Annotated in this window: 15 protein-coding genes; 4 read left to right on the forward strand and 11 right to left on the reverse strand. The window is 31.8% G+C overall.

The window, feature by feature from the left end; translation table 11 throughout:
• Positions 1-8 precede the first annotated feature (8 nt).
• Together AC0N0V_RS10785 and AC0N0V_RS10790 are read left to right on the forward strand one after the other, a co-directional pair.
• Positions 9-908, forward strand: a complete 900-nt coding sequence (locus AC0N0V_RS10785) for a sensor histidine kinase (RefSeq protein ID WP_474464061.1) — start codon at positions 9-11, stop codon at positions 906-908.
• Between the two features lie 55 nt (positions 909-963).
• A complete protein-coding gene (locus AC0N0V_RS10790) occupies positions 964-2,412 on the forward strand; it encodes a serine hydrolase domain-containing protein (RefSeq protein ID WP_474464062.1) in 1,449 nt (482 codons plus the stop codon).
• A 473-nt stretch (positions 2,413-2,885) separates the two neighbouring features.
• Here AC0N0V_RS10790 and mreB read toward each other — a convergent pair whose 3' ends face one another.
• The gene (gene mreB / locus AC0N0V_RS10795; protein WP_474464063.1) at positions 2,886-3,893 is read right to left on the reverse strand and encodes a rod shape-determining protein MreB; all 1,008 of its coding nucleotides are present in this window, start codon (positions 3,891-3,893) and stop codon (positions 2,886-2,888) included.
• A gap of 491 nt (positions 3,894-4,384) precedes the next feature.
• Here mreB and AC0N0V_RS10800 point away from each other — a divergent pair, with 491 nt between their 5' ends.
• Positions 4,385-5,482 carry a DUF5667 domain-containing protein gene (locus tag AC0N0V_RS10800; RefSeq protein ID WP_474464064.1) on the forward strand — a complete coding sequence of 366 codons (1,098 nt, stop codon included), beginning with the start codon at positions 4,385-4,387 and terminating at the stop codon, positions 5,480-5,482.
• A gap of 198 nt (positions 5,483-5,680) precedes the next feature.
• Here the strand turns inward: AC0N0V_RS10800 and AC0N0V_RS10805 are convergent, their stop codons facing one another.
• From AC0N0V_RS10805 to AC0N0V_RS10835, 7 genes are all read right to left on the reverse strand, one after another.
• The gene (locus AC0N0V_RS10805) at positions 5,681-6,397 is read right to left on the reverse strand and encodes an endonuclease V (protein ID WP_474464066.1); all 717 of its coding nucleotides are present in this window, start codon (positions 6,395-6,397) and stop codon (positions 5,681-5,683) included.
• A gap of 139 nt (positions 6,398-6,536) precedes the next feature.
• On the reverse strand, positions 6,537-7,070 hold the full coding sequence (locus tag AC0N0V_RS10810; protein WP_474464068.1) for a GNAT family N-acetyltransferase: 534 nt from the start codon (positions 7,068-7,070) through the stop codon (positions 6,537-6,539).
• An 11-nt stretch (positions 7,071-7,081) separates the two neighbouring features.
• Complete coding sequence (gene rsgA, locus AC0N0V_RS10815) at positions 7,082-8,164, reverse strand: ribosome small subunit-dependent GTPase A (RefSeq protein WP_474464069.1); 1,083 nt, start codon at positions 8,162-8,164, stop codon at positions 7,082-7,084.
• A 254-nt stretch (positions 8,165-8,418) separates the two neighbouring features.
• On the reverse strand, positions 8,419-10,365 hold the full coding sequence (locus AC0N0V_RS10820) for a molybdopterin-dependent oxidoreductase (protein ID WP_474464071.1): 1,947 nt from the start codon (positions 10,363-10,365) through the stop codon (positions 8,419-8,421).
• 133 nt (positions 10,366-10,498) lie between these two features.
• The gene (locus AC0N0V_RS10825; RefSeq protein WP_474464073.1) at positions 10,499-11,833 is read right to left on the reverse strand and encodes a protease complex subunit PrcB family protein; all 1,335 of its coding nucleotides are present in this window, start codon (positions 11,831-11,833) and stop codon (positions 10,499-10,501) included.
• 149 nt (positions 11,834-11,982) lie between these two features.
• Positions 11,983-14,196, reverse strand: coding sequence for a putative bifunctional diguanylate cyclase/phosphodiesterase (locus AC0N0V_RS10830; RefSeq protein ID WP_474464074.1), 2,214 nt, complete (start codon positions 14,194-14,196; stop codon positions 11,983-11,985).
• A gap of 474 nt (positions 14,197-14,670) precedes the next feature.
• Positions 14,671-16,008: a VanW family protein gene (locus tag AC0N0V_RS10835; RefSeq protein ID WP_474464075.1), complete on the reverse strand. Its 1,338-nt coding sequence runs from the start codon at positions 16,006-16,008 to the stop codon at positions 14,671-14,673.
• A gap of 443 nt (positions 16,009-16,451) precedes the next feature.
• On the opposite strand from AC0N0V_RS10835, the gene AC0N0V_RS10840 reads away from it, so the two are divergent.
• Positions 16,452-17,129, forward strand: coding sequence for a uracil-DNA glycosylase (locus AC0N0V_RS10840; RefSeq protein ID WP_474464077.1), 678 nt, complete (start codon positions 16,452-16,454; stop codon positions 17,127-17,129).
• A 222-nt stretch (positions 17,130-17,351) separates the two neighbouring features.
• Here AC0N0V_RS10840 and AC0N0V_RS10845 read toward each other — a convergent pair whose 3' ends face one another.
• The 3 genes from AC0N0V_RS10845 to AC0N0V_RS10855 all read right to left on the reverse strand — a co-directional run bounded on the left by AC0N0V_RS10845 (position 17,352) and on the right by AC0N0V_RS10855 (position 26,451).
• Positions 17,352-21,866, reverse strand: a complete 4,515-nt coding sequence (locus AC0N0V_RS10845) for a cell wall-binding repeat-containing protein (RefSeq protein ID WP_474464080.1) — start codon at positions 21,864-21,866, stop codon at positions 17,352-17,354.
• Between the two features lie 227 nt (positions 21,867-22,093).
• Entirely contained in the window at positions 22,094-24,694 is a 2,601-nt protein-coding gene (gene clpB / locus AC0N0V_RS10850) for an ATP-dependent chaperone ClpB (RefSeq protein WP_474464082.1), read from the reverse strand.
• A gap of 392 nt (positions 24,695-25,086) precedes the next feature.
• Positions 25,087-26,451: a glycoside hydrolase family 113 gene (locus tag AC0N0V_RS10855; protein ID WP_474464084.1), complete on the reverse strand. Its 1,365-nt coding sequence runs from the start codon at positions 26,449-26,451 to the stop codon at positions 25,087-25,089.
• Positions 26,452-26,886 lie beyond the last annotated feature (435 nt).

A 26,886-nucleotide genomic window follows, 5' to 3' on the forward strand; every position in this document is an offset into this window, starting at 1 on the left:
TAGACTTTATGCTTTGGTTAATTATTATAATGCTTATATTAGTCATAGGCGTACTATCCGCCTACATTTTGGTTTATAAAAGAGAGATTAAAGATATAGTTAAAAAAATTCAGTTTATTAGAGATAATGATACAAATAAGAAAATTAATCTCCAAGTTAGAGCGAATGAAATTAATGAGCTAGCAATTCAATTAAATCATTTAATAAACTATTATAAAGTTGAAAAAATTGCTATTTCAAAAGCGCAACAGGAGTTTAAAGAGGAGATAACCAACATATCTCACGATTTAAGAACTCCTCTTACATCTATTTCTGGATATGTTCAGATGCTGGAGTCGGGAAACGTCACGGCAGATAAGAGGTCAGAATATTACAGTATAATTAGAGGGCGTATTGATACATTGGTTAAAATGCTGGATGAGTTCTTTGAATTTACTAGAATTGAATCGGATGAATACCTATTGAAGCTTCAAAAAGTTAATGTGAGCAATGTGCTTGCGGATGTAATTTCTCTATTTTATTATGATTTCATATCAAAAGGCGAAGAGCCAAGCATCCAAATACCTTCAACGCCAATCTATATCTATGCAGATAAAGATGCCTTAACAAGGATTTTTCAAAACCTGATAAAGAACTATTTAAATCATGGAACTGGGAATATATCTATTTCAATAAAAGAAGAAGAAAAATACGTATGTATTAGTTTTAAAAATTATGCACCTAATATAGATAGCGAAGAGGCTGAAAGCTTGTTTAAACGCTTTTACACCGCTGATAAATCCAGAACTAAGAAAACTACAGGCTTGGGACTCTCAATTGTAAAGAACTTAGTTACTAAGATGAAGGGCGAAATTAAAGCGTATGTTGAGGATTCATTTCTCATCATTAATATAACTTTCAACCTTTAGGAAGTGTAGCTGATTACTTACAGATTTATAATTATAACAGATGGGAGATTTTAAAATGAGAAAAAGGTTATATATTATTTTTATGCTAATAACATTCTTAATTCCATTAGCTTTTTATCCTTTATCAGTTAATGCTGATACTATTATAAAAAAAGAAGCTATTGATGAGTTTGTTACAAACTATATGGAACGTAACGGACTACCTGGTGCATCCATTGTAATCGTAAAAGATGGAAAATTAGTATACGAAAAAGGATATGGTCATGATTCAGAAGGCAAACCCTTAACAGAAAAGTCATTAATGAGAATAGGTTCTGTATCCAAATCATTCACTGCATTTTCAGTTTTGCAATTGGTTGATGAAGGCAAAATTAAGCTGGATGATCCAATTGTAAAGTATTTGCCAGAACTTAAAATGAACGATACTAGATTGCAAAAAGTTACAATAAGGCATTTGTTAAGTCATACATCAGGGATTCCAAGCCCAACGATTGTGCCACCAGCGAATACCTTAAAAGCAGGTGTTGACCGTCTACATGATTGGAAACTTAAGTGGCAACCTGGAGATAAATATTTGTATAGTAATGCTAATTATTGGATACTTGCACGACTGGTAGAAGTAGTAAGTGGTATGGAATTTCCAAAATATCTTGATGAAAAGATATTTTCTCCATTAGGAATGAATGATACACTATCTGCTGTAAACTCTGCTGATCCTGTACAAGGACTATCTCGAGGATATATTACAGCATATGGTACTGCACTTCCCTGGTCGGAGCTTGAACAAATGTTTAGTGGGGCAGGTGGAATAGTTACCACGGCAGCTGACATGGGGAAATGGCTTTCCATGCACACAAATGAGGGAAAAAATGTGAATGGAGAAAGGTTACTATCAAAATCATTGCTAGATGAATCCTATTCTCCTCAAGCTGGAAGCCCTAAATATGGTCTTGGGTGGTCTTTAAGTTCTCCAAATGTTAAACCAGCACGTATTTCTCATAGTGGGATCTTATCTACTATCCAAGCACAGCAAGATATTGTACCTTCTAGCGGGTATGCTGTAGCTGTGATGCTTAATAGCTTTACAACTACTTTAGAACACTCATATGAAATTAGTTCAGGAATTATCCAATTGACTGAAGGGCAAATGCCCGCTGCTAAAGCTCCTACACCTAAGATAATAGATTTATCACTTGGATTCATTACACTAATATACTTGATATTAGGTATCAAGGGTATTTTGCGGAGTAAGGAGTGGTCGAATAGACGTAAACAACATCCTACTTGGAGATATTATCTTCGTTTAGTGCCCCAAGTAATTTCAGTATTGTTTATAGGATGGTTGTTTTTTATTGTTCCAAACCTACAAAATAATAGTGCTACAATCAAAGATGCTTTTGGCATTTGGCCAGCGGCTATGTTTTTTTTAATTGTAGTTTTCTTAATTGGAGTTATAGTTACAATTAGGAGAGTATATTATAGAGGAAGATTAAATAGAAATTGATAGATTTAGATATAAAGTGGTTAATAAGATAAGTTTGATTAATGAGGTCTAACCCACTATAATTCAAAGGGGTCTTAGGGGGGTAACGCCATAATTTCTGCGTATTAGTATCATCTTTCTATCAAAACACATATTGAGACGGTTGTTAAGATAGAGAGAAAATAGTTTAATATCAAAGGCTTTGAAGGATTTTAATGAGATATTGAAGTTTGTTTTATGTTCTCTCAAACTAGTAGGGTTGGGAGAACCTTACTTTAGGTGAGCTAACTTTTACGCAGAACTAAGAAGTTTTGCGTAAAAGTTAGCTCGCTTTTTATACGTCCTCACCGCGAAGATATATGCCATAAGCTATAAAGACAATAACGTCTGCTTTAAGATGTATTTTTGTAAAATTTTATTCGTTATACCCATAATACAAATTAAAGCCAATGCCTAGTATCAGTAAGCATTGGCTTTAGTTTTATTCATCTTACTTAAATCTTATCTATTACATCTAAACATTTTCCTGCACCTATAACAACACACTCAAGGGGCTCTTCTGCAATATGTGCAGGTATGTGCAATTCACTACTTATTAGTTTATCTAAACCTTTTAGAAGTGCGCCTCCCCCTGAGAGCATTATACCCTTGTCCATTATATCTGCTGCAAGTTCTGGCGGGGCTTGTTCAATAGTGGTTTTAATTGCCTCAATAATTAAAGACACTGGTTCCATTAAATTTTCTCGTATTTGACCCTCTGTTACGGCAACAACTCTTGGAAGACCAGTAATCAAGTCTCTTCCTCTAATTTCCATGCTTCTTTCTTCCTCATTTGCATCTTTATCTGCAAAAACAGAGCCTAGTTCAATTTTAACATTCTCTGCGGTCCTCTCACCTATCATAAGATTAAATTCTCTTTTTACGAAGCCTATGATTGTCTCATCTAATACGTCTCCAGCGACTTTTATAGTTTTACTTGTTACAATTCCTCCAAGTGAAATGACTGCTACTTCAGTAGTACCGCCACCTATATCAAGAATCATGCTGCCAACTGGTTCATTTACAGGGAGGCCTGCCCCAATTGCAGCGGCTACAGGTTCTTCAATTAGCATAACCTTACGTGCTTTTACCTGATTTATTGATTCATTAATTGCTCTTTTTTCCACCTCAGTAATTTCTGAAGGGTGGCAAATTGCAACTCTTGAATTCTTAAAAGAACCTTTCCCTTCAGCCTTTTCAATAAACTTCTTTAGCATTTGTTCGGTTACATCAAAGTTAGCAATTACTCCATCTTTCAATGGTCTAATAGTGATAATATCCTCTGGTGTTCTTCCTATCATATTTTTAGCCTCTTCACCAACAGCTAAAACTTGTCTATTTTTAGTGTTTATAGCAACCACGGAAGGTTCTTTTAATAAAATTCCTTTTCCTTTAACGTATAATAGCGTATTTGATGTTCCTAGGTCTATTCCTATATCCTTAGACGTTATAAAAAATCTCATCAGAATTTCTCCTTTCAAATTTTCAATATATCTTTTTAAGATAATATTGAGGATAATGCACAGAAAAGCAGACTTGTATTTTTCATAAAGTCTCCTCTAAATCACTTTTTTAACAGTATATACTTTAATTTGCCTGCTTTTCAACTCATATTTATTTCCTGTGTTTCCTTTATTTATGGTAATTACAATAATGTGGTTGAATACTATACAGCTTTTATACCCTTATTTTCATTAAATTTTATTTTTTATAACAAGCTAAAATCATTGTATAACAATGAAATATATTAATTTTTGGTTTTAAGCTATCTTGATGTTAACAGTACAATTTAAATAAGATTCTATTAACTAAAATTGCCACTAAAATAAATGCTAAATTTATTTATTTTTAGAACTTTTTAATATTTTTTTATACGTACCCCCCTAAATAGTAATCCTCAATCCGTAAATATATGTGAAAAGAAAATGATAAACAAATTTGAGGAGGAACAAACATGAAAAAGATAGCATTATTTGTTGCAGCAGTAGCTGTATCATTAAGTTTAGGAGGAAGAGCATTTGCTGATACTAATACAGCAACGCTTGAAGATAAAGCTGGCATCACACCTGATAATACAATACTTTACCCTATAGATAAGGCTATAGATAACTTAAAAATTAACATAGCTTTCGGAGATGACAAAAAAGCTACGATTTTAATAGAGGTAGCAGAAGAAAGACTTGGAGAAGCTGAAGTTATGGCTAATAAAGAAAAAGGAGATCTTTCAACTCAAACACTAAATGAATATAATAATAAAATGACTGAAGCGCAGGATAAGGTAGAAGATGCCATAAATAAAGCAGATAAAGATGTCAAAACTACCGATAGTACTACTGATAGCTCCATAAAGCTAGATGAACTAAATAAGTTAGAAGGAACATTAGCTGATAAACAAATGAAGTCTATTGAGGTTCTCAAGAATGTTGAAAGTAAGCTTTCTGGAAATGCCAAAGAAACTCTAGCACTTGTTATAGAAATGCAAACAAGAAAGAAGGAAGCAATTATAGAAGTAGCTAAGGAAAGACAAGCATTACTTCAGGTAAAAGAATCAGTAAAAGAAGCTGAAAAAAACCTAGAGCAAGCTAAAAAAGCTGGTGATGAGCAAGCAGTAAAAACTGCTGAAGATGCTTTAAAGCAAGCAAAGCAAACCCTAACTACTCAAACTGAAAAATTTGCTCAAGTACTTGCAGCTAAGAAAGAAGCCATGAAAGGTGGAGTAGGTCAGCTTAAGAAACAAGCTAAAAAAGAACAAACTAAAGATGCTACAACTTCTGAAGATAAGAGTACAGTAACTGCTCCTAAACAAAATAATGAAACTAGTGCAAATGTAGATGCAAATACAACATCTCAAAGCACTACTAGCACAACTTCATCTACTACAAGTGACACTACAGTAAAAGAAGATTCGAATCAAGAAATTAAGTCTAGTAAGGAAGATCACTCATATAAAAACAGAGGTCAGGAAATTAAAGCTAACAAGGAAAATAAAGGTCAAGAGATGAAAGCCCATAGAGAAAATAATTCATCAAATGGAAATAAAGCTAATCACTAAAAACAGTTTTAAATAAATATGATTTGTCTTAGATGGACTATATTAAAATCTGCAGATTTTAATATAGTCCATTTAAATTTAACCGATAACTAATCACTCTACTAATGCATTGTGAAACCAGAAGTAAATAGTAGTTAAGCCCTTGGATAACAATTTGTGGACATCAATTGGAGTAAAAAACTCTATCGACTTTATGGATTATTGGCAAATTTGGAGATACTTATTTCTAAGCACATGCGTTTCCAAATCGGCAAGCCTTGTTGGTATAGGTACTCTACTGTCTGCTGAAATCAGCTTCATCGTTAGCTTACAACAGCTTTCTAAATCAATATAATTACCACAAGAAACAAAAATAGGCTTCACATCCTTACTGCTTCTAAACACTCTCCCGTAAACCTTTTTATTAATAACTATATCCGAATATGCTCCTACATTATTTTTTGGCATAATAAAGTCTACATTATTTATTTTTAAGTAAGTTTTTGCCACTCCTATTGTTGGTCTATTTAAAAAGAAAGAAGCATGAGTAGCTATTCCCATATTGTTATAATGTAAAAACCCATTTCCATCAAACATAAAAATATCTGGTTCAACAGTAATTTTCTTTGCTGCCTTTAGTACTAGAGGTAATTCTCTAAAGGCTAAGAAACCTGGTACATAGGGTACTTCTATCTTACCGAAACTATCTACTTTTTCTAATATTGTTCTACTCTTAATATGAATAATAACTATACTGCAAACTCCAAATGTTGTATCATTCTTTTCAAAATATGCAATGTCCACTCCTGCACATACTTCCATATCTTTCAAATCTAACCTATTAGAAAGCTTAATCTTCCCTTTTAAACTATTTTGTATCTTTAAAAATTCTTCTTCTGTTTTTTGATTAAATTGATGTACATAATTTATCTTCAATGAATACTCACCTCATAAACAGAATCTGAAAGCCAATGCTTATGTTTACTAAGCATTGGCTTTTGTTGTAATATAAAAACTACCTGAAGCTTCCCACTAGTGCTAAGCCTTTTTAATTGTAATCAGTTAAGGTAACATACTACTCTTCAAAAAACTCTTTAGGATAAATAACTGTACCTTGAACACCATTAAGGCTAAATTTTTCTAATTCCATTGCCATAAATGCTTCATCTGGGACTTCAAATGGTGCTTTTATCCCCCATCGATTTGCTGTTCTAAATCCAAAACGCGGATAATATTTTTCATGTCCCAGTACAATAACTGACTTATATCCAAGCTCCCTTGCTACTTCTAGGCTTTCATTAATTAATTTACCACCTATACCTTTGCTTTGGTAGTCTGGTAAAACTGATAAGGGGGCTAAAGCCAATGATTCAAATTGATTTTCTCCGTTATCTATCTTTAGTTTAGTAAGCAAAATATGGCCCACCACTTTTCCATCAACTTCTGCAATCAAAGAAAGTTCTGGAATAAATGCACTACTTTTTCTTAGCCTTGAAACTAAAAAATGCTCTTTATGGTCTGTAAATTCAACATCCTTAAACGCTTTTTCAATTAAGTTCTCAACAGTATTATAGTCATAATTTGTTTCTTGCCTTATTATATTACTCATAATTGTCGCCCCTATCTTCTTTTGTTTTTGTTTTTTACGAACCTAGTTACTTCTTTCAAAGCTCCCATGCTGCCAAACATTTCATTTATTTTCTCTCGTTCAAGTTGTCTGGAATTAAGACCACTATATTTTAACTCTCTTTGGAGCTTTTTATAATTTTCTAAACGCTCTATATCAAGCAATCCATTTTTTATAGCTTCTCTAACAGCACACTTTGGTTCATTTTCATGACAACAATCTGAAAATTTACATTGACTAGCAAGTTCTTCTATGTCACTGAAGGACTTATCTAAATCAGCGCTTACTATTCCTAGTTCTCTCATTCCTGGAGTATCTATTACAACTCCACCTTGAGGCACTACGAATAACTGTCTATGAGTAGTAGTATGTTTTCCCTTATCATAATTTCCTATATCATTTGTCTTTAAAACTTCATCACCAATAAGCTTATTTATCAAAGTAGATTTACCAACCCCTGATGATCCAATAAAAGCTACAGTTTTTCCTTTTTCTATATATACTTTAATACTTTCATATCCTTGATCTAACAAACTACTAGTAACTAGAATGTCAATTCCAAAGGCTATATTTTTAACTTCTAAAAGAATTGCTTCAATATCAGTACATAAATCTGATTTAGTTAGCACAACAACAGGTGTTGCTGCACTATCCCATGCAACAGAAATATATCTTTCTAGCCTACGGATATTGAAATCATTATTAAGTGACATACATATAAAAACTGTATCTATATTAGTAGCAACTATTTGACCATCCATTTTTGTGCCTGCTACTTTTCTTTCAAAGGAGCTTTTTCTTGCAAGTACATGGTGAATAATTGCATTACCATTATTATTAGTATTTCTATCGACCAAAACCCAATCTCCTACTGCAGGATAACAAGTAGCAGATTTTAATGAGTAATTCAATTTACCAGAAACCTCCGCTAAGATTTCTCCTTCAGCAGTAACTACCTTGTAAATATCTCTATGTTGGACAGAAATTCTTCCTATATATAAGTTTTCATCATACATAGAAGCCTCTTGAGTATATCTTTCATTTAAACCTAAGTCATATAAATCTATTTTATTCAATTTTTTCTTCCTCCCATACTAAATTGTAAAATTTCATATAGTGGGGAGGCAAAGAGTATTACTCTGCACACACCTCCCCGTTTATTACACTATCCATTACAAAGCTTTTATTTAGCATCTAACATCATTCCTTTCATTTGAATTTTTTAATTCCAAAATATGATAACATATTTAAAGTGGAATGTATATAATTTATACTATACTTACTTTATAGCCTATTTAGCATGTTTTCTATAGATAGCCAATTGCAAAGATTAAGATTTCTTTTTAATCTCTACAAAAGTGTCATAGTAAGCTATTTGTTTGCCCATATCAGAAGCTTTACTTTCAGTTAGGAAATTTGGATTTGAGCTTTTTTCCCACCAACCTACTTCCATATGGATTATGCTATCAATAAGCTTATTCACTATATTTATCTGAACATCTATTTCCCCATTGGTAGACTTTAATGTGACAACCTCTCCATTCACTAAATCATAAGCCTTAGCAGTATTATCACTTATATTGGCTATAGCCATTGTATCTACATCTTTAAAACTTTGAGACATCAATGATTTTTTAGGATGAGTTGTTAAAAGTCTAAGACTATGGTTTTTCTCATTAACATAAATCGGTATTGGACTTAAATTATCATTTTTCGCACTTTCAGAATATATCTCTATTTTCTTTGATGGCGTTTCAAATACTAAATCCATCCATGCAACATTATTTCCTTGTATAGTTACATACTCATTCTTTATTTTTTCAAGAGTTATTCTCTTTTCAGCTAAAGGCTTTATAATTTCACCTAAATATTCTTTCTTAGATACATAAGGATACTCTTTCATTTCCATTTTTCTTGCAAGTTCTCTAAAGAAATAATATTCATCCATTAACTTATGCTTTGGTTCTACACATTTTTCATTATAAACTATATATGGATTGCTCATTGAGGTATATAATAAATCTTCGCTCTCTAAAGTATTTGTACATGGAATAACCAAATCACAATGTTTTGCTGTATCAGTTAAAAACATATCTATACATACTTTAAATTCTATACTTTTAAAAGTCTTTATAAACTCATTTAGGTTAGGCCATTGATTAAGTGGATTTGCTTTACTTATAAATATAGCTTTTATATTGTCTCTTGCATAAGTATCAAATTCATGCAAGTCGAAGTATCTTTCATCCAATGCATATTTACAGCTATTATAAGGATCTAAATTTAATTTATCAGGGTAAATTCTATTGTTGTAGTTAACGCCCCCACCCTCTTTTCCTATACTTCCTGTTATAGCTGCCAGAGCATCAATCGCTCTTATTGCATTCCCTCCATTTTTATATCTTTGTACTCCATAACCTATGTATATAGTACTATATTTTTCCTTTGCATAAAGATAGGTAAGTTCTTTTATTCTGTTTAAATCCACTCCGCATTCTTCGGATAAATAGTTTATATCTAAGGTTTCTAAATAATTCTTATATTCACTAAAGCCTATAACATTTTCTTTTATAAATTCTATATCATGTAAATTTTCATCTATAATTATTTTTGTCATAGCCATAGCAAGGGCGGCATCTGTAGATGGATTTGTCTTTATATGAATATCTGCAATTTTAGCAGTATCAGTGTAGATAGGGTCTATTACTATTACTTTAGCTCCATTTTCTTTTGCCTTTTTTATTCTTTGAAACAACTGTATATGAGAATTTGCTGGATTCTTACTCCATAGTATTATGTTTTTTGAATTCAGAACATCATCTATAAAATGAGATTTATTGTATCCAAAATCATACTTCTGAGCTTTTACACCTGCACTCCAGCAAGTTCCACCATCAGCTTTTGTTATGCCACCATAAAAGTTGAAAAATACATCTTCTATTCCTTTTAATATTGATCCTGAACCTGACTCATAATAATGCATCACAGAGTTTGAGGAATAGTTTTCCTTATAATATTTTAATTTATCTGCAATTATACCCAAAGCTTCTTCAAAGCTAATATCTATCCACTTTCCATTTTCTTTTTTCATTGGAGAATATAGCCTGTCTTTATCATTCAATCTCTTTAAATGATTTCTTCCTTTTTCACACATTAAACCTTTTGTATAAGGATGATTTTTATCTGCCTCTATTTTTACCACTTCATTATTTTCAATATGTACATTTAGCTTGCAGCATCCAAAGCAATCAAGAGTACATCCGTTACCTTTTATCATTTACAACCCCTCCTATAAGTAATATTATACAATAAGTGACAATGCTTTGTTACTCAAATTTGCTTTTTAAAATAGAATTTCGACCTAAAAGAACACCCCTATATCTAAACAAATCAGATATAGGGGTAATACTTTACTTCTTTATTAGTTCAACATCTTCTGGTTGAACATAAACAACATTATTAGCTAGTACAAATTCATATCCATTTTCAGTCTTCATAATATAATGCATAGGACCAATGCTTTGTGAAGTTTTCATTATTACTTGCTTAGCACCATTTTCAATAGTATAAATGGATGCATTTTCTTTAATTTTGATCATATCAGTTGAAATAATCATAGGAACGATAACAGGTTCCTTGTAAGCTTTATCCAAGTATTTTATTGGTACATAGTACTGCTTTTGAGTAGCATTACTTTCGGATGAGCCCTCACTTACTGGAACGGAAAAGTATACCTTGCCATCCCTAGTATCATTTAAATTAATTGAAAAACCTTTTGAAAGGATTCCTACTTGTTTATTTGTAACAGCATCAAAAATAGGTGCATTTTCTGTTCTACTGGACACTACACAAGAATTTGCTTCGTGATTTGTATTTTCTCCGACTGTTAAATCACTTTTAATACTGAAGGTCATACGATATCCTTTTTTATTATTTAAGTCCTTTTGCGTGTTAATCTTATCAGAGATAAAAAGGTAATAAGTTTGTCCCTCAGCATATTTTTGTACTGGAACAACCCTTACTATTTTGTTATCTTCTCCAACAACAAGCTCTACTGGAATCTTACTTCCATTACTATCCCTCACGTAGATTGTATCATTGTTAACAGATGTTTTGGAAATATCACTTTTAAAGGTAATAAGCCATTCTTTATCTTGTGAAGCATCCCAGTAAGGCTTTAAGTTTTTCCAGTTCTTTTCTTCTAGTTCTGATGAATTTACTATTGAGAATAATTCTGCTCCACTATCTGTTACAACCTTGACATTTGGTGACCCCTGCGCAAACTTTACAATTACATATGGATACGTAATCGCCTCTCCAACCATCATGTCAGGTGATGGTTTTGTTTCTTTAATAGTGATTTTAGAGATTCCTTCAATATCCTCTACAGAAGCTACATTAACCCCATAACCAGTGGTATTTCTTTGTCCTAGAGAAATCATCACATAAACGTCAGAACCTTCTATGCCGTATTTTGCATTATCAAAAACATAATATCCAGCATAATATTTAAACTTTTCGATTTCACTTGAAAATTTACCAAATATAGTTTGGACTTCTTTTTCATTTAATACATAGGGTTTTAGTTGATTTGTAGTGATTCCTTGGACAGGCATCATAATAGGACTATAGGTAGCCTTTGATGCTGCTCCAGTTCTAACTTCTTCAGCTTTTACCAGACTTGCTGGTGCTATAGACATACTTGTAAAAATCAATGTGAATATTAATATATTTTTCCTATTCATGTTTATACCTCCTAAATTTAACCTTAGCGACTTCATAAATTTAGACGAATAAACATTATTTTTCGCTCCAGAAATCTTAAATAATTTTTAGCTATTTGAGAATCATTTCATTATTTAGATTGAATTTCGTTAACATCCGTATATATTCATTAGATACTTTCCCAGTTCCTAAGAAATTTCTCCAAATCTAGCTCTTCTAAAGGTCGGCTAAAGAAATATCCTTGTCCTAAATTACAATTATTTTCTTTTAAAAAATTGACTTGCTCCTCTATTTCTATTCCCTCAGCAGTAATAGTACAATTTAGATTTTTTCCCATGTCCAAAATGGTTTTTACTAAAGCTGCTGCCTTTGGACTTTCTGGTATACTTCTTATGAAAGACATATCTATTTTTATATTATCTATTGCCACATGTTGTAACATACTTAAAGAAGAATATCCTACTCCAAAATCATCAATAGATAACTTAATGCCAATCGGACTTAACTCATCAAATACAAATTTTAATTCCTCAGCATCTCTTAAAACACTCTCTGTTATTTCTAATTCAAGATATTTGGGGTCTAATCCACTTTCTTTCAGAGCTTCCTGTATCGAATTGATAAAACCTTTATATTTTAGTTGATGATATGATACATTTACAGCCATATTGATTGGCTGCAGCCCAGATCTTTGCCAAGTCATGCTCTGCAAACAAGCAGTTTTTAATACCCATTCACCAATCGGTATAATAAGACCACTTTCTTCTGCTAAAGGAATAAACTCATTAGGGGGAACTAATCCAAGTTCTGGATGTTTCCAGCGTATTAAAGCTTCAACTCCAAAGACATTACCAGTTACAAAATCTATTTGTGGCTGATAAAGAATTATAAACTCACCGTTTTGCAGCGCCTTCCTAAGGCCTTTTTCTAACTCCATCCTTCTAGAGACTCCCTCACTCATTTCATGTTTATAGAACATGTAATTATTTCTCCCTAAAGACTTCGCTTGATACATTGCAATATCTGCATATTTTACTAATGTCTCCGCATCACTGCAATCTATTGGATAAAAACTGACTCCAATGCTGAGAGTAATATGAATTCTATGCCTTCCAATACTTAGCTGATTTAAAAATCTCTTCATAATCTTTTGTGCTGTTTGTTCAGCTCTATCAGGACAAGTATTATCAAGAACAACGATAAACTCGTCTCCTCCATACCGCGAAATAAAATCCTTTTCAAACAAACATTTTTTTATTTCAAGTGAAACCTGATGTAGTACTGCATCACCAATACTATGTCCCATCGTATCATTTACTATTTTGAACTTATCTAAATCTATAAACATAAGTGCTACAGGACTACCAGTGCTTTTAGATAGTTTTAGGCTATTATCAAGATGAAGATTTAAAGAGTATCGATTTGGAAGCCCAGTTACAGAATCGTAGAGCGCCATTTGATTAATTCTCTCTTCCATTCTCTTTCTCTCACTTATATCCCTTACAATAGTCATAATAGCATTTTTACCATTATAAGTAGTTGAAATGCTTGCAACTTCCGCATCTAAAGATATATTGTTGGCAAGATTCATCTTTTCCTCGCTATATCTCCTATCGTTCCCTTTCAGAATATCTTCTATTTCTGTAATTGCAATTTCATAATCTTTTAGTTGAAGGAATTCAAATACCGATTTACCAACAAGACAATCTCTATTTTCAACTTTAGTTAATCTAGCAATTACTTCATTTGCATAGACGATATTTTCTCGTTCATATACAATAATTCCATCTGGAGAAATATCAAGCAATCTCTGATAATCTTTTTTGCTTTCTTTAAGCGCACTTTTATTCTTGTTTTTTAAGAATAGATTTAATAAAGCTATTATAGAGAAAACTACTAGACAAATAAGAATAATTAGGGCATTGTTATTACTTGAATTCTTGTAAATTTCTTCTGTATGTATCGACAAGCTAACCAAAATCAAAATCGTAATTAGATAATATAGTAAAGAACGTATTTTCTCGAAGGTTAATGCAATATAAAAGACTACCAACATAAGAACAAGTGTGTGCCCCTCTGAAAAATCATTTAGATGTGCGACGTAAACTGAAAAAATGCTTACTAAATAACATAAGCTATGAAAAAAATAGCTCAGGTGCTGTCTTGTAAAATCATTTATATAAATGAGAAAATACAAAAAAACAAATAAAATCGCAATCAGCCAAGCAGCTCCTTTAATATAGACTGATATTTCTGGATTCAGCTTCGCCCAAATGAAAACAAAGCAAGGAGTTATAATTGCACTTAAAAGAGATAGTATTTCTATTAGTTTCTCATCAGTTTTTATAAAAAACTTATCATCATACCTACTTTTAAGATCCATAACTATTTCCTCCACTCTAAAATAAATAAATTCAAACTATATTATAATTTAAATTATAATTGTTATAATAATTCTACATAATTCTGTAAATTTTGTCAACATGCGTGTCGTTTCCTTGCTCTTCACAAAACGCATAATTTATCCATATAATTCGAAAAATTTCTCATATTTCTACAAAGGGGTATTATGACTAACTATATAAATTGTTTGTTACCACATAGCCATTGGCAAGATTTAAGTTCTTCCCGATATTACAGATTTATATCATGTATTTATTTAGAAAATCGCACATTTTTGTATGATGATGAATATGGCAGTTTGGTAAATGCTTATATATAATAGCAAAAAAGAAAGCAGAACCATTATAGTAAAATCACTAAAATGATTCTGCTTCTTTTTACTAGTTCAACATCTTTTTTATATCAATTTACGGTTTCTATTATATAATGTATTAGCCTAATATTTTAAGAAAAACTACTTTGTACCTCTTATTGTTTCTCCATTTATTGGTGCGTAATAATCACTTGAAATAAATTCTGTGTTAACCATCTTACCATTCTCAAAAGTTTTTCTATATACATTTACTTTATACCCGTTAGAGGCACTCTTAATCACTGTAGTTTCACCTTGTAATTTATTAGCATCATCAATATATTTAATAGTTGGCTGTATTGTAGATACTTCTGTAAACAATTCATAAGATTTTTTTGCCAGTTCTTCATTAGCATACATATTAAAATATACACTTTTATCTTTTACATATCCTTCAAGATAGATAGGAGTATTTAAAGTATTCTTAAACTTAAAATCTATATTTCCCCAATCAACTGTAGCGTCTAGTCCCTTGTTAACATAAGACAAAGGGAGTGAATGATTTCTTCTTTCACTAGCTTTAATATTTGCACGTAACATAGCATTATATAAGGTGCTAGATACCTGACAGATACCTCCACCTAAGCCTGATTCTATTTTATCTCCAATTATAACTCCTGCTTCCTTGTATCCCCTTGCCTTCGTACGCTCACCTACTGTTTCATTGAAGCTAAAAGTCTCTCCTGGCATAAGAAGAGTTCCATTAATAGCTTTAGTAGCTAGCTCAATATTATTAATTCTATTTGCTGTAGATGTTGAAAAGCTTGTACTAAAAGAAGATATACGACTATTAATTGTAGCTAGCTTTTCATTAGTAACCTCTGGCTTGATAGTTTCTGTTGGAGCATCAATCTTAACATTTTCTTTTGAAAGTTCATCATCAATCTGTGCTATAATAGCTTGTTTCAATTTTTCTTTTTGAAGTTTTACACCATCAACTTCAGGAGTAATTTTTATATTTCCATTTGTAATAAATATCTTTGCATTCTGAGAATCTTTATTAACTTCCTGTTCTATCTTATCAACTAGTTCGTCAATAGGTTTGGGGTTATAAATAAACTTTAGCTTAAATTCCTTTTTTTCTTCACCTTTGATAAGCTTGTACTTATCAATTATATTGCTTTGTTTTCCATAGTTAAGAGCTTCTTTTATAATCTCCTCTGTGTTATATGTTGCATCAATTTCACTGTAATCTAATGTATAAATTTTATCATTTGCCTGAATTTCAATTTTTTTTGAAAGTATAGGCTCACTATATTTCTTCTTTATTAATTCCTCTACCTCAGCAGGCTGCTTTCCCCCTACATCTATTCCTTCTATATAAACTCTCGGGTAAATAACATCTTTCCAATTGATTCCTGTAGCATATACATGGCCTACTGAAATCGTACCTAATGTTATTACCGCTAATATAGTTGCAACAATTATCTTTTTCTTCATTTGTGTTCCTCCTCATTTAACTCCTTTTATGGTAAATGTCCTACGACAACAAGCTTTTACTTCTATTCTTCTGTCATTAAATTATCAGAAACTTTAACTTATAATTTATTTAAGAACAGTTCCTTTGTTTATGATAGCTATAATTTGTCATTAGCTAATTCTCTTATAATTATAATGACGTAAAAGGAATACTAAATGTTTCAAAATTATTTTATTTTTTTTAATAAAATTTAAAAAAACTGTTAGTAAACAGCTTTTCAATGTTACAAATTATGAACTTTTCTATAATCATCATACTTGAATTCGTCAATATTCTTATAATATTTAACATTAATGTACTAGAATCAATCAAAACACCCCAATACCATTCTATACTTCTATTTTTTTAGCTAATCTGATATTATTAAAGTATCTTAATAAATTTAGACAGGGTGGTAATAATTATGGCTGTTAACATTACAAATGATTGGATGGAATTATTGAAGGATGAGTTTGAAAAAGATTATTATAAACAATTACGAATGTTTCTAATAAACGAATATGCTCATAACACAATCTATCCAGATAAGTATGATATATTTAATGCTTTAAACTTTACATCCTATAAGGACGTGAAAGTTGTTATACTAGGTCAGGACCCTTATCATGGACCTAAACAGGCTCATGGTCTCAGCTTTTCTGTTAAGCCTGGAGTACCTGCTCCGCCTTCCTTAGTTAACATATATAAGGAACTCCATGATGACCTGGGCTGTTTTATACCTAACAATGGATATTTAAAGAAATGGGCTGACCAAGGAGTGCTTTTGCTTAATACCTCGTTAACAGTAAGGGGTGGCCAGGCAAATTCTCACAGGGATAAAGGTTGGGAGATACTTACTGATAAAATTATATCTTTACTTAATAAAAGGGAGAAACCTATTGTCTTTATACTATGGGGAAGCAATGCCATTTCTAAGGAAAAGCTTATAACCAGCAAAGTGCACTACATAATAAAATCTGTTCATCCTAGCCCACTTTCTGCATACCGTGGTTTTTTTGGCAGCAAACCTTTTTCAAAGACTAACAAATTTCTACAATCTATAGGTGATAAAATCATTGACTGGCAGATTGAGAATATATAATTAAAATTTAATCTGAGTACATTATATCTTGTTATTTTAATAATTTAGTATTTAAAAATTAGCAATGTCAATATCAAGTTTCTCTATAAATGAATTGATAAAAAACTTCTAGCTGATGATGAGTCCTCTAAGCTTTCATCATTAACTAGAAGTTTTGTTTAGCTTGTGTTGTCTAAATGTTTAGTTTATTATTAACTCTAAGAACCTTTTTCGTATATAGAATTAATTAGCTTCTGCTATACCTACTCCTGTTTCACTACCTGCAAATCCTGTTAATTTCAATACATAGCCTAAATCTACTCCCTCTGCTGTTACTGTAACTGTCGATGATATTCCGGTAGACTTGCTTGTTATAACAATTTTTCCACCTACTGACTCTATATTGGCTATACTATTTAAAGCTTTAGACGAATCATTAATTGCTGTTCCGATAGCAGCTACTAAAGAGTTAATATCTAAAAACTCTGGATGATTATTTAGTGGTAATTTAAATGTATGAGCTGCGTCTGTGCCATCAACTTTTATAACTATTGAACCAGTTTTTGCAGTCATTGAAGTGGTTAAATCTGCTACATTTGTCGATGTTACTTTACCAGATGTAGCTTCCACATAATCTTTTACAACTGCTGCTGCATCAATAAATTTAATTGCCTTCCCACTAGTATCCACTTCAGCGATTCCAATATGCGTACCATTAGCAACTGGAATTGTAGTGCCATCTATAACAGTTATCCATGCTGATAAATTATCTCCTACTTTCGGAGTTGGAACTGGATTACCTGTTGTTGATACAATATATTTAAATATATCCGACGCGTTTACCTTTTGGACTCCATTTAAATTAAACAGTGTTTTTCCATTATTTGTAAAACCTACAGCATCAACTAAATACGCTCCTTCTAAAATACTTACATTTGTATTGGTAATCTTAGTAACTACAAAGTCTGTTGCTGCAAATTGAGCTTTTGTGAAAGTTCCATCAATCGCTGCTCCAAAAGTATTCGTTGCTGGATTAAAGGTTGAATCTATTCCTTTTACTTTTACTGTGTAGTTTTCTGGATCTGCAACATTTAATTTGAATGTTGCTATAGTTACATATGGTACTGAAGCCATATCAACTGCTAAAGTTGATAAATCAACTGAACCTACAGGCGTTACAACAGTGTTATTAGTTATATTTATAGTTCTCTTCCTTAAATCATCACTTGATGGTTCATAATCAGCATTATTTCCATCAGCATCCTTTTCAGTTCTAAGTGATACAGAACTTCTGGCTCTTATATCAAGTGTACTACTATTAAATGCTTTGTAATCTTTGTTATCAGTATCAAAGCCAAATATAAGAGTTGTTCCATCTACCCTAACTGAATCAGCCACAATAGTTGTTCCGTTGTTACCTACAAAAGTGAAATCGTCTGTCTTAATGCCGCTATTTGAATCAAGTATCGTATCAAAGGTTATATATACTTTTCCGCCATCTGCATCTTTTGTCGCAGTCCAATAATCTGCATCAGAATCTTCTGAGCAAGTAGTTCGTGGAGCAGCTTCGTAATCATATATTTTACTCTGATCATATGAAAGATCTATTGCGTTGTCATTCTCATCTCTAGATACTCTAGCGCCAATCTCATCTATGGTTCCAGTAGAAACTATATCTAGTCTAGCTCCTTGTCCTTGAGCTTTTACAAGTTCTATCTTAGTTGGATTTTCGTTCACCTTTCCATTAGCATAAATTAATGGATGCTCTTCTTTCTCCTCTGCTGTAGCTTTTGCTCCTTCTTTGAATATTAGTGTTACCTTATCTCCATTAATACTTGCAGTACTTGGTTTAATTCCACCTATGGTAAAATCTGATGAAGTAATTTCTTCTATTGCTTTATCGAATTGAACATCGGCCTTAAGGTCGTCTCCATCATAGTAAAGTCTAAGCGTTTTACTTTTAACTTTAGCTCCACCTATTGCATTATCAATTTTATTATCATTATTATATGCAACACCTTCTAATTCATTTCCTTCTTCATCTTCAACATTAAAGACTGTTACAGCAGTTACATCATTAGAAGATCCGGAAGTAGTCTTGCCATTGGTTTTTACGTGATAGTTTGATGGGAATTCGATTATAGCACTCTTATCGTCTCCTCCAGCTGAAATATTTGTGCCACTTGGTAACGGTTTAGTATCCCCTTCTCCATTTATAAATTTGTAGTTATCTTTATCTGTAATTGTTGCTGTGTCCATTGGTTCGCTAAAATAAATAATCACTTTATCTCGATTTGTTGAATCATCTCTAAGTTTTGCATATATACCTACTCCCTTTGGAGAAACATCGTCATTTCCATTTATTGTATATGTGTAATCATCCATTGTATTTGGAGAAGATGCTGTATCTATTATATTCTTTATTGTTAAGGTATACTTAGAGCCAGTTAATCTCCAATCATCATTTGAGTCATCAGGGTCATATTTATATAATTTTATATTATAGGTGTCTGTATTTCCGCTATCATCTTCACCGGAAGCGCTGTATATATCTTTAATGTGATTAGTTATATCTATGCCTTTGCTATCTTTTAATTTGTAATTTGATATATTAGTAGCATAGCCGTAATCAACATCTTTGCTGAATCTTACACGGATAGTCTCACTGTCCACGATTGAAATACTATCAACTTCAGGTTTAGTTTCATCTCTGACATCTTCAAAGCTTATTCTAGTATCTTCCTCAACTTTATTTCCAAAAGCATCTTTAACATCATCACTTATATATAGTATATTTGACCCAGTCTCAATGGTTCCATCACTTATATGCTTTAATTTTATTACAGTATCATCCTCATCTGTTTCAATATATGCTCCATCAATTTCGCTTAATTTCTTATTATTTATTTTATAATTTGAAAGTTCCTTTGCGGTTTGAATATCCATAGGTCTATCAAACGTAACATAAACTTTTCCACTGGATACTTCCTTTACAGATTTGACTCTTGGATTACTATCCATATCATCTACATCAAAATCTTCTGTTGTTTCCCTTAATGTAAATCCAGCTGCATCTGATAACACTCCATTATCATTGTCTCCTTCTGATATTGTGAGCGTATGACTTCCACTTTCAATAGATGAATCAAAGTAGAACACAACCTTATTTGACCATGTTCCAGTTGGTCCATAGGAACTGTTTTTTACTTTTACGCCATCTTTAATTTCGCTATACTGTGAATTTACTCCGTAGTTTCCAATACTATGTCCATCAATCTTAAATTTGCTTTTTAATTCACCTATAGTTTTCATATTAACAGCTTCTGAAAATTCTACTGTTAGTTGACTATTACCTTCTACAGATACTTTTTTTAAGGTAGGAACTGTAGTGTCTGAAAATGTAACATCTTCTTCAAATCCATCAATAGAATCCTCTTTATCTTCAGTCATAATACCTCTTTTAACTGTAACTGTGACATCATCATATTGCTTTCTTGGATTTGCAAGTGTTATTAAAACAGTATTATCATCAACTTTAGTAGCACAGGCTCCATTTTCATCTTCAGCCACACCATCATCAAGTTTAGTTAGCTGTGTTCCATCTATTTTGTAATTTGTTACATCTTCAGCTGAATCCTCATCAACATCTTCATTAAAGTGAATCTTTATTTGATTCAAGCTTATTGCTTCTATTGACTCGACTGTCGGATCATTGTCTCCAGAATTTATTGGACCTTTGTTACCAACCGCATCATTTATATCATACACTATTGATTCCGAAACAACACCAGTTCCTCCTAGAACATTTAGATCGGTTTCTTTAGTTGCCTTTGTCCTAATATAATCTATAGCATTATTTGTAGAGGAAGTCCCATCTTTATCAACTAATACTAATGGGGCAACCGATTTACCTGCTAAAGCTGATGCTACCAGTGCATCTGCGTATCCATCACCACTTGCGTTAGTAACAAACAACTTATCAGATTTTAAATCTGAATCAAATTCATGCAATACATTCATATTAGTTTCAAATCTATTAGATCCACCATTAACCCTATTAGTGGCATCTAGAGCATTATACATATAGTCATTTATGACATTGTCAGTTCCAACTACTGTAACTCTTGAATTATTAGTCTTTACAAAGTCTATTACTGGTCTCATCGAATTGATGTCATTGTTTCCTAATAATAATATTTGACCTTTAGCTGCTGCAACTGGAGCTACTGATAAAGCATCGGAAAATCCTCCGCCCCCAACTAAAAGAACATTGCTCGCATCTACTCCTAAATCAACTAATTTTTTGGCTACTGCTACGTTAGTTTCATATCTATTTGATCCTTGAAGCTCTATTAAATTATAGCCATAGTTTCGTAAACTATTTCTTACCCACTGACTTATAGAGGCATCTCCACCTATGATATATATATTTGCTGGTCTTAATGAATCCAATGCAGACTTAGCATCATCATTTAACACCTTAGAATTTGTTAAGATTATTGGTGCATCTAATTGTTTTGCTAGTGGTGATGCACTTATTGCATCTGCATAACCTTCACCTGAAACTAGTATTACGTCCTTCGCACCATCAGGCCAGTTTGCTTTTGCAACTTGAGCCGCAGTTGCATATCTATTTTCACCACTTGTCCTTGTAACTCGCCCTGCTGACGCATAAACAGGACTAGCTACTGAAGTTGAAGCTAACACTAAAGATGTTAGAGTAGCACTAGCAAGTGCTCTTGTACCTTTTTTACCCATATTACAGCATCCCCCCAGATACAAAAATTTTGATTTCTATGGTACAAAATCAAAAATATAACCAAGATTTTTTATATATTGCTTGGATTCTTTTCTAAATTATACCACTTAATCCACAATATATCTATATGGATAAAAAATCTTCTTTCTATGGCTTATCTTTTTCAGATTTTATTAAAGTTGAAGGCCGTGCTAATTAATTCAGCACAGCCTTCACATAATGATTTTTATTCAATCGTAATTAAAATATTCTCTTCATTACTATCAACAATTACAGTGCACCCATCATAGACTTCCCCAGCGATTATCTTTCTAGCAATGCTTGTTTCCAAAGTATTTTCAATATATCTTCTTAGTGGTCTAGCTCCATAAACCGGGTCATAGCCCTCTTCAGCTAAAAGTTCCTTTGCAGCTTCAGTAATCTTCATAGTGATATTTCTATCGTGGAGTCTCTTTCTCACATCTTGAAGGAATATATCTATTATTTTCTTAATTCCCTCACTATTTAACGGTCTAAATAGTATTATATCATCTAATCTATTTAAAAATTCAGGCTTAAATCTTCTCTTCATTTCATTCATTACATCAGTTCTAATATTTTCGTCTATAGAATTCTCGCTCTTGTTTTCAAGGAGATAGTTACTCCCTATATTAGAAGTCATGATTATTATTGTGTTCTTAAAATCTACGGTTTTTCCTTTGTTATCGGTCAGTCTTCCATCGTCCAATATTTGAAGAAATACATTAAACACGTCTTCATGAGCTTTTTCTATTTCATCAAATAGGATTACTGAATAAGGTTTTCTTCTAACCGCTTCTGTTAACTGTCCGCCTTCTTCATATCCTACATATCCTGGAGGCGCTCCTATAAGTCTTGATACTGAATACTTTTCCATGTATTCAGACATATCTATTCTTATAATATTTTCTTCACTATCAAAAAGGTTTCTAGCTAAGGTCTTTGCAAGTTCAGTTTTTCCAACTCCAGTTGGTCCAAGGAATATAAAGGAACCTATTGGTCTTTTTTCGTCCTTCATTCCAGCTCTTGCTCTAATAACTGCATTCGATACACTTCTTGTTGCTTCATCCTGACCTATGACCCTCTTTTGCAAATCTTCTTCTAGTTTTAATAGTTTTTCCCGTTCTCCTTCTACAAGCTTAGATACTGGAATTCCAGTCCATTTAGCTACTATTTCAGACACTTCATTCTCCGTTACTTCTTCTTTTAGTAGAGCTACTTCATAATTTTCCTTCATTTCTGTTTCTTTTTGACTTATTTCTGCCTCAAGTTTTGGTATAAGTCCATATCTTAATTCTGCTACTTTATTTAAATCATATTCTCTTTCATATTTTTCAATATTTCCTCTTGCCTCATCCAATTGTGCTTTTAGATTCCTTATCTCAAGAATATGGCCTTTTTCTTTATCATACTTAGCAGTCATTTCATCATTTTTTTCTTTAAGCTCTGCAAGTTCCTTATTTAACATTTCAAGTCGTGCTTTCGATGCATCATCAATTTCCCTTGACAAGGCTTCTTTTTCCGTTTCTAATTGGAATAGCTTTCTTCTAACCATATCTAATTCAGTTGGAAGGGAATCTATTTCACTTCTTATCATTGCACCAGCCTCATCTATTAAATCAATAGCCTTATCTGGCAGAAATCTCCCTTGAATATATCTATCAGAAAGTTTTGCTGCTGCTACAATAGCAGAATCATGTATTCTAATACCATGGTGTATTTCAAATCTTTCCTTTAAACCTCTTAGTATAGAGATAGTATCTTCTACAGTAGGTTCATCTACTGATACTTTTTGAAATCTCCTCTCTAATGCCTTATCTTTTTCAATATATTGCCTATATTCATCAAAGGTAGTTGCACCTATACAGTGAAGTTCTCCTCTTGCAAGTAATGGTTTAATAAGATTACCTGCATCCATGGCTCCTTCAGTTTTTCCCGCTCCAACTATTGTATGAATTTCATCTATAAATAATATTATTCTCCCGTTAGAGCTTTGTACCTCTTTAAGTACAGCTTTTAATCTTTCTTCAAACTCTCCTCTGTACTTAGCACCGGCAATTAATGCTCCCATATCTAATGAGAATATTATCTTATCTTTTAATCCCTCTGGTACATCTCCTCTTACAATTCTTTCAGCGAGTCCTTCTACTATAGCAGTTTTACCTACTCCCGGATCTCCAATTAATACTGGATTGTTTTTAGTTCTTCTCGAAAGGATTCTGACAGTCCTTCTTATTTCTTCGTCTCTTCCTATAACAGGATCTAATTTATGTTTCTTAGCTAACTCAACTAAGTTTGTTCCGTACTTAGATAATGCATCATAAGTTCCTTCAGGATCTTGAGTGTCAACTCTTTGACTTCCCCTCACTTGAGATAATATTTTCATAAACTCGGAATCTTTTATGCTAAATTTAGCTAATATACTTCCTACTACACCTTTTTTATCTATATCCATAATGGCTAACATAACATGCTCTACACTTATATAGGAGTCTTTAAATTTTTCAGCTATTAAGTTTGCATTAACTAAAACTTCTTCTATTCTTCTAGTTGCATATACTCCAGAGCTTTGCGCCCCTTCACCTAAAATCTTAGGTATTTTATTTAATTGAAGATGTATATCTTGCTTCAATTCTTTTAAATTTACACCCATTTTTTCAAATATATTAGGTACTAATCCATCTTCTTGATTTACTAATGCCGAAAATAGATGAATTACATCTAATTGTTGGTGATTGTATTTTACCGCTGTTAATTGAGCGTCATTTAAACTTTGCTGTACTCTTATAGTCATTTTTTCTATATTCATAATTCATCTTCCCTTCTTATGTAGTTATTTTACTTCTTAATTAGATAATAATACAAAAGTCAAAGAAAGTCAAAGTTCAATTTTTATTATCTATTTCTATTTTAATTTTTATGTTTTTGTGATTTTTAGTTTACTTTAGATTAACTTTACATAATATTATAATTGTAATCTTAAACTATAGTACGTGCTCTTCCTTTTTTAGTTTTGTGAGAAATGAAGAGTTTATACGTTTACCGGTAGTTATAAGTCTCATAGACTTAAAAACACCTAAAAAGCATACCATACTTTCTAGGTGTTTTTAATTTCGTAATCTAATTACCTTTGTTATTTTAACCAAAGAGGACACTCAATCCTATACCATTAATTTATAAGTATTTTTGAATCTCAGAATTCTATTTTTCCCCACTATACCATTTTTTAATAATTACTACACTTTCATCACTTGGATAATAAAGCTTATCAGTACTGTTATCTCCTATAGCAAAAATAGAGATTCCTAAAAGCCAAGGCTCATTTTCAAAGGTTTTTCTATAGGCTTCAAAGCAATTAGCTTGCTCAACGTTGTTTAAAACAGTATTTGATGTTGGATCCCAAGGGTGAAATGATGCATTATTAACCCTCGGAAAACCAAGTTCTCCAAAGAAAATTGGTTTTTTCCATTTATCATAGAAATTTTTTATTTCCTGTTTTACATTTTGCTTTCTATTATTTATTTGTGTACTTTCTATAGCACTTATTAGATTATCTACTGTATCTGTTCCTACAGTTGTATTATTGTCTGTAAGTTCAAAATAAGCTGCAATAGAGATAAAATCTAACTTTGAGAATAGTCTGTTATTTAGTTTGCTTTGATACTTACTAGTTAACTGTGGATCCCAATCAGCAGTATACCAAAAATTAGTTCTATACGTTACTAATCCTCTATAATTGCTTCTAACAAAATCTATGGTATCACACCAACTATTTTCTTCAGGCTCTATCATGACAAAGTTTGATCCTATATTTAATGCTTGTACATTATAGGGATTTGCAACATCATCTATTAGTGTTTTTAAAACACTTGTTTTCCAGTTAGAAAAGAACTTTTTCATGTCCTTTGGAGTCCATTCTGTTTCATTTTTATTTCCTCCATCTATCCATGGGTAGGGCTCTAGTATTACATTTATATTTTTATCCTTCAACTGATTAATTAAACTTATGGCTTTATCTTCGCTTAACTTATCAATAGTCATTTCACTTGTATCACTGCTGATATTTATAAATACAGGAATATTTAAGGTATTAAGCTGGAGCTTATCTATGTCACTTAATACCTGATCAATACTATAACCGTAAGACAAGTTACCAGATTTAATCTTAGTTTGAAATTTTTCATTTAAAGATTTACTATTATTTCTAATATTAAAATGTAATTTATGTTCGTTTTTTAATTGCTTGCCATTATTAGAATGAACTTCATTTCCTATATTTAATATGTAATCTTCACCTAAGGTATATCCACTTTCAGGAGCTGTTACCATAACTGTTTTATTATCCTGACCTAATTGAATTTCTGCATTGACTTTGCTACCTTTACTGTCGGTTACTGTAATAGCCTGCTTAGTTAAATCATCATAACCTAGTTCTTTACTAAATTTAATTGTCCAAGTTTTCTTTGAATCTACTGTTTGATTATCCGTAAAATCTGCAGCTTGTACCTTATTAAAAGAAAGTACAAGTACACTACAAATAACTGTAATTAAAATTTTATTTTTCAATTTTTTTATCCCCCTATTCCCTAAGTTCCATATATATTATAAATGTTTTAGTTAAATATGTCCATTTATTACAAGGTAATGCAATTAATCATAAATCCCTCAAGTTTTAAATTCATTACTTAATTCTATAAATTATTCAATTTGTTTTTATCTTGACTAAAAACACAAATGATTATTACTTATTAAATTTTCTATATCTAGCCTCTACCTTTAAATAATTTAACAGCTTTCTATTGAGCTATATACTATTACAAAAATGATCAAATTACTCTTTCTATCGAATATCTAATGTTTTTTAATTTTATTTTTGTTTACTTTTAAATTACTTTACATAATATTATAATTGTAAATATAATTCCGCGAATATTCTTATAGTAATTTTCTAAAAACACCTACAAGTCTCGCTACAGAGTATTTTCATGTAATTAGATTCAT

Source organism: Clostridium sp. CS1-1 (assembly GCF_056135525.1).

Bases quoted from the DNA above. Each gene is read 5' to 3' on its own strand.
- AC0N0V_RS10785 (WP_474464061.1), top strand. From the start codon at position 9: ATGCTTTGGTTAATTATTATAATGCTTATATTAGTCATAGGCGTACTA.
- AC0N0V_RS10790 (WP_474464062.1), top strand. From the start codon at position 964: ATGAGAAAAAGGTTATATATTATTTTTATGCTAATAACATTCTTAATT.
- mreB (WP_474464063.1), bottom strand. From the start codon at position 3,893: ATGAGATTTTTTATAACGTCTAAGGATATAGGAATAGACCTAGGAACA.
- AC0N0V_RS10800 (WP_474464064.1), top strand. From the start codon at position 4,385: ATGAAAAAGATAGCATTATTTGTTGCAGCAGTAGCTGTATCATTAAGT.
- AC0N0V_RS10810 (WP_474464068.1), bottom strand. From the start codon at position 7,070: ATGAGTAATATAATAAGGCAAGAAACAAATTATGACTATAATACTGTT.
- AC0N0V_RS10820 (WP_474464071.1), bottom strand. From the start codon at position 10,365: ATGATAAAAGGTAACGGATGTACTCTTGATTGCTTTGGATGCTGCAAG.
- AC0N0V_RS10825 (WP_474464073.1), bottom strand. From the start codon at position 11,833: ATGAATAGGAAAAATATATTAATATTCACATTGATTTTTACAAGTATG.
- AC0N0V_RS10830 (WP_474464074.1), bottom strand. From the start codon at position 14,196: ATGGATCTTAAAAGTAGGTATGATGATAAGTTTTTTATAAAAACTGAT.
- AC0N0V_RS10835 (WP_474464075.1), bottom strand. From the start codon at position 16,008: ATGAAGAAAAAGATAATTGTTGCAACTATATTAGCGGTAATAACATTA.
- AC0N0V_RS10840 (WP_474464077.1), top strand. From the start codon at position 16,452: ATGGCTGTTAACATTACAAATGATTGGATGGAATTATTGAAGGATGAG.
- AC0N0V_RS10845 (WP_474464080.1), bottom strand. From the start codon at position 21,866: ATGGGTAAAAAAGGTACAAGAGCACTTGCTAGTGCTACTCTAACATCT.
- clpB (WP_474464082.1), bottom strand. From the start codon at position 24,694: ATGAATATAGAAAAAATGACTATAAGAGTACAGCAAAGTTTAAATGAC.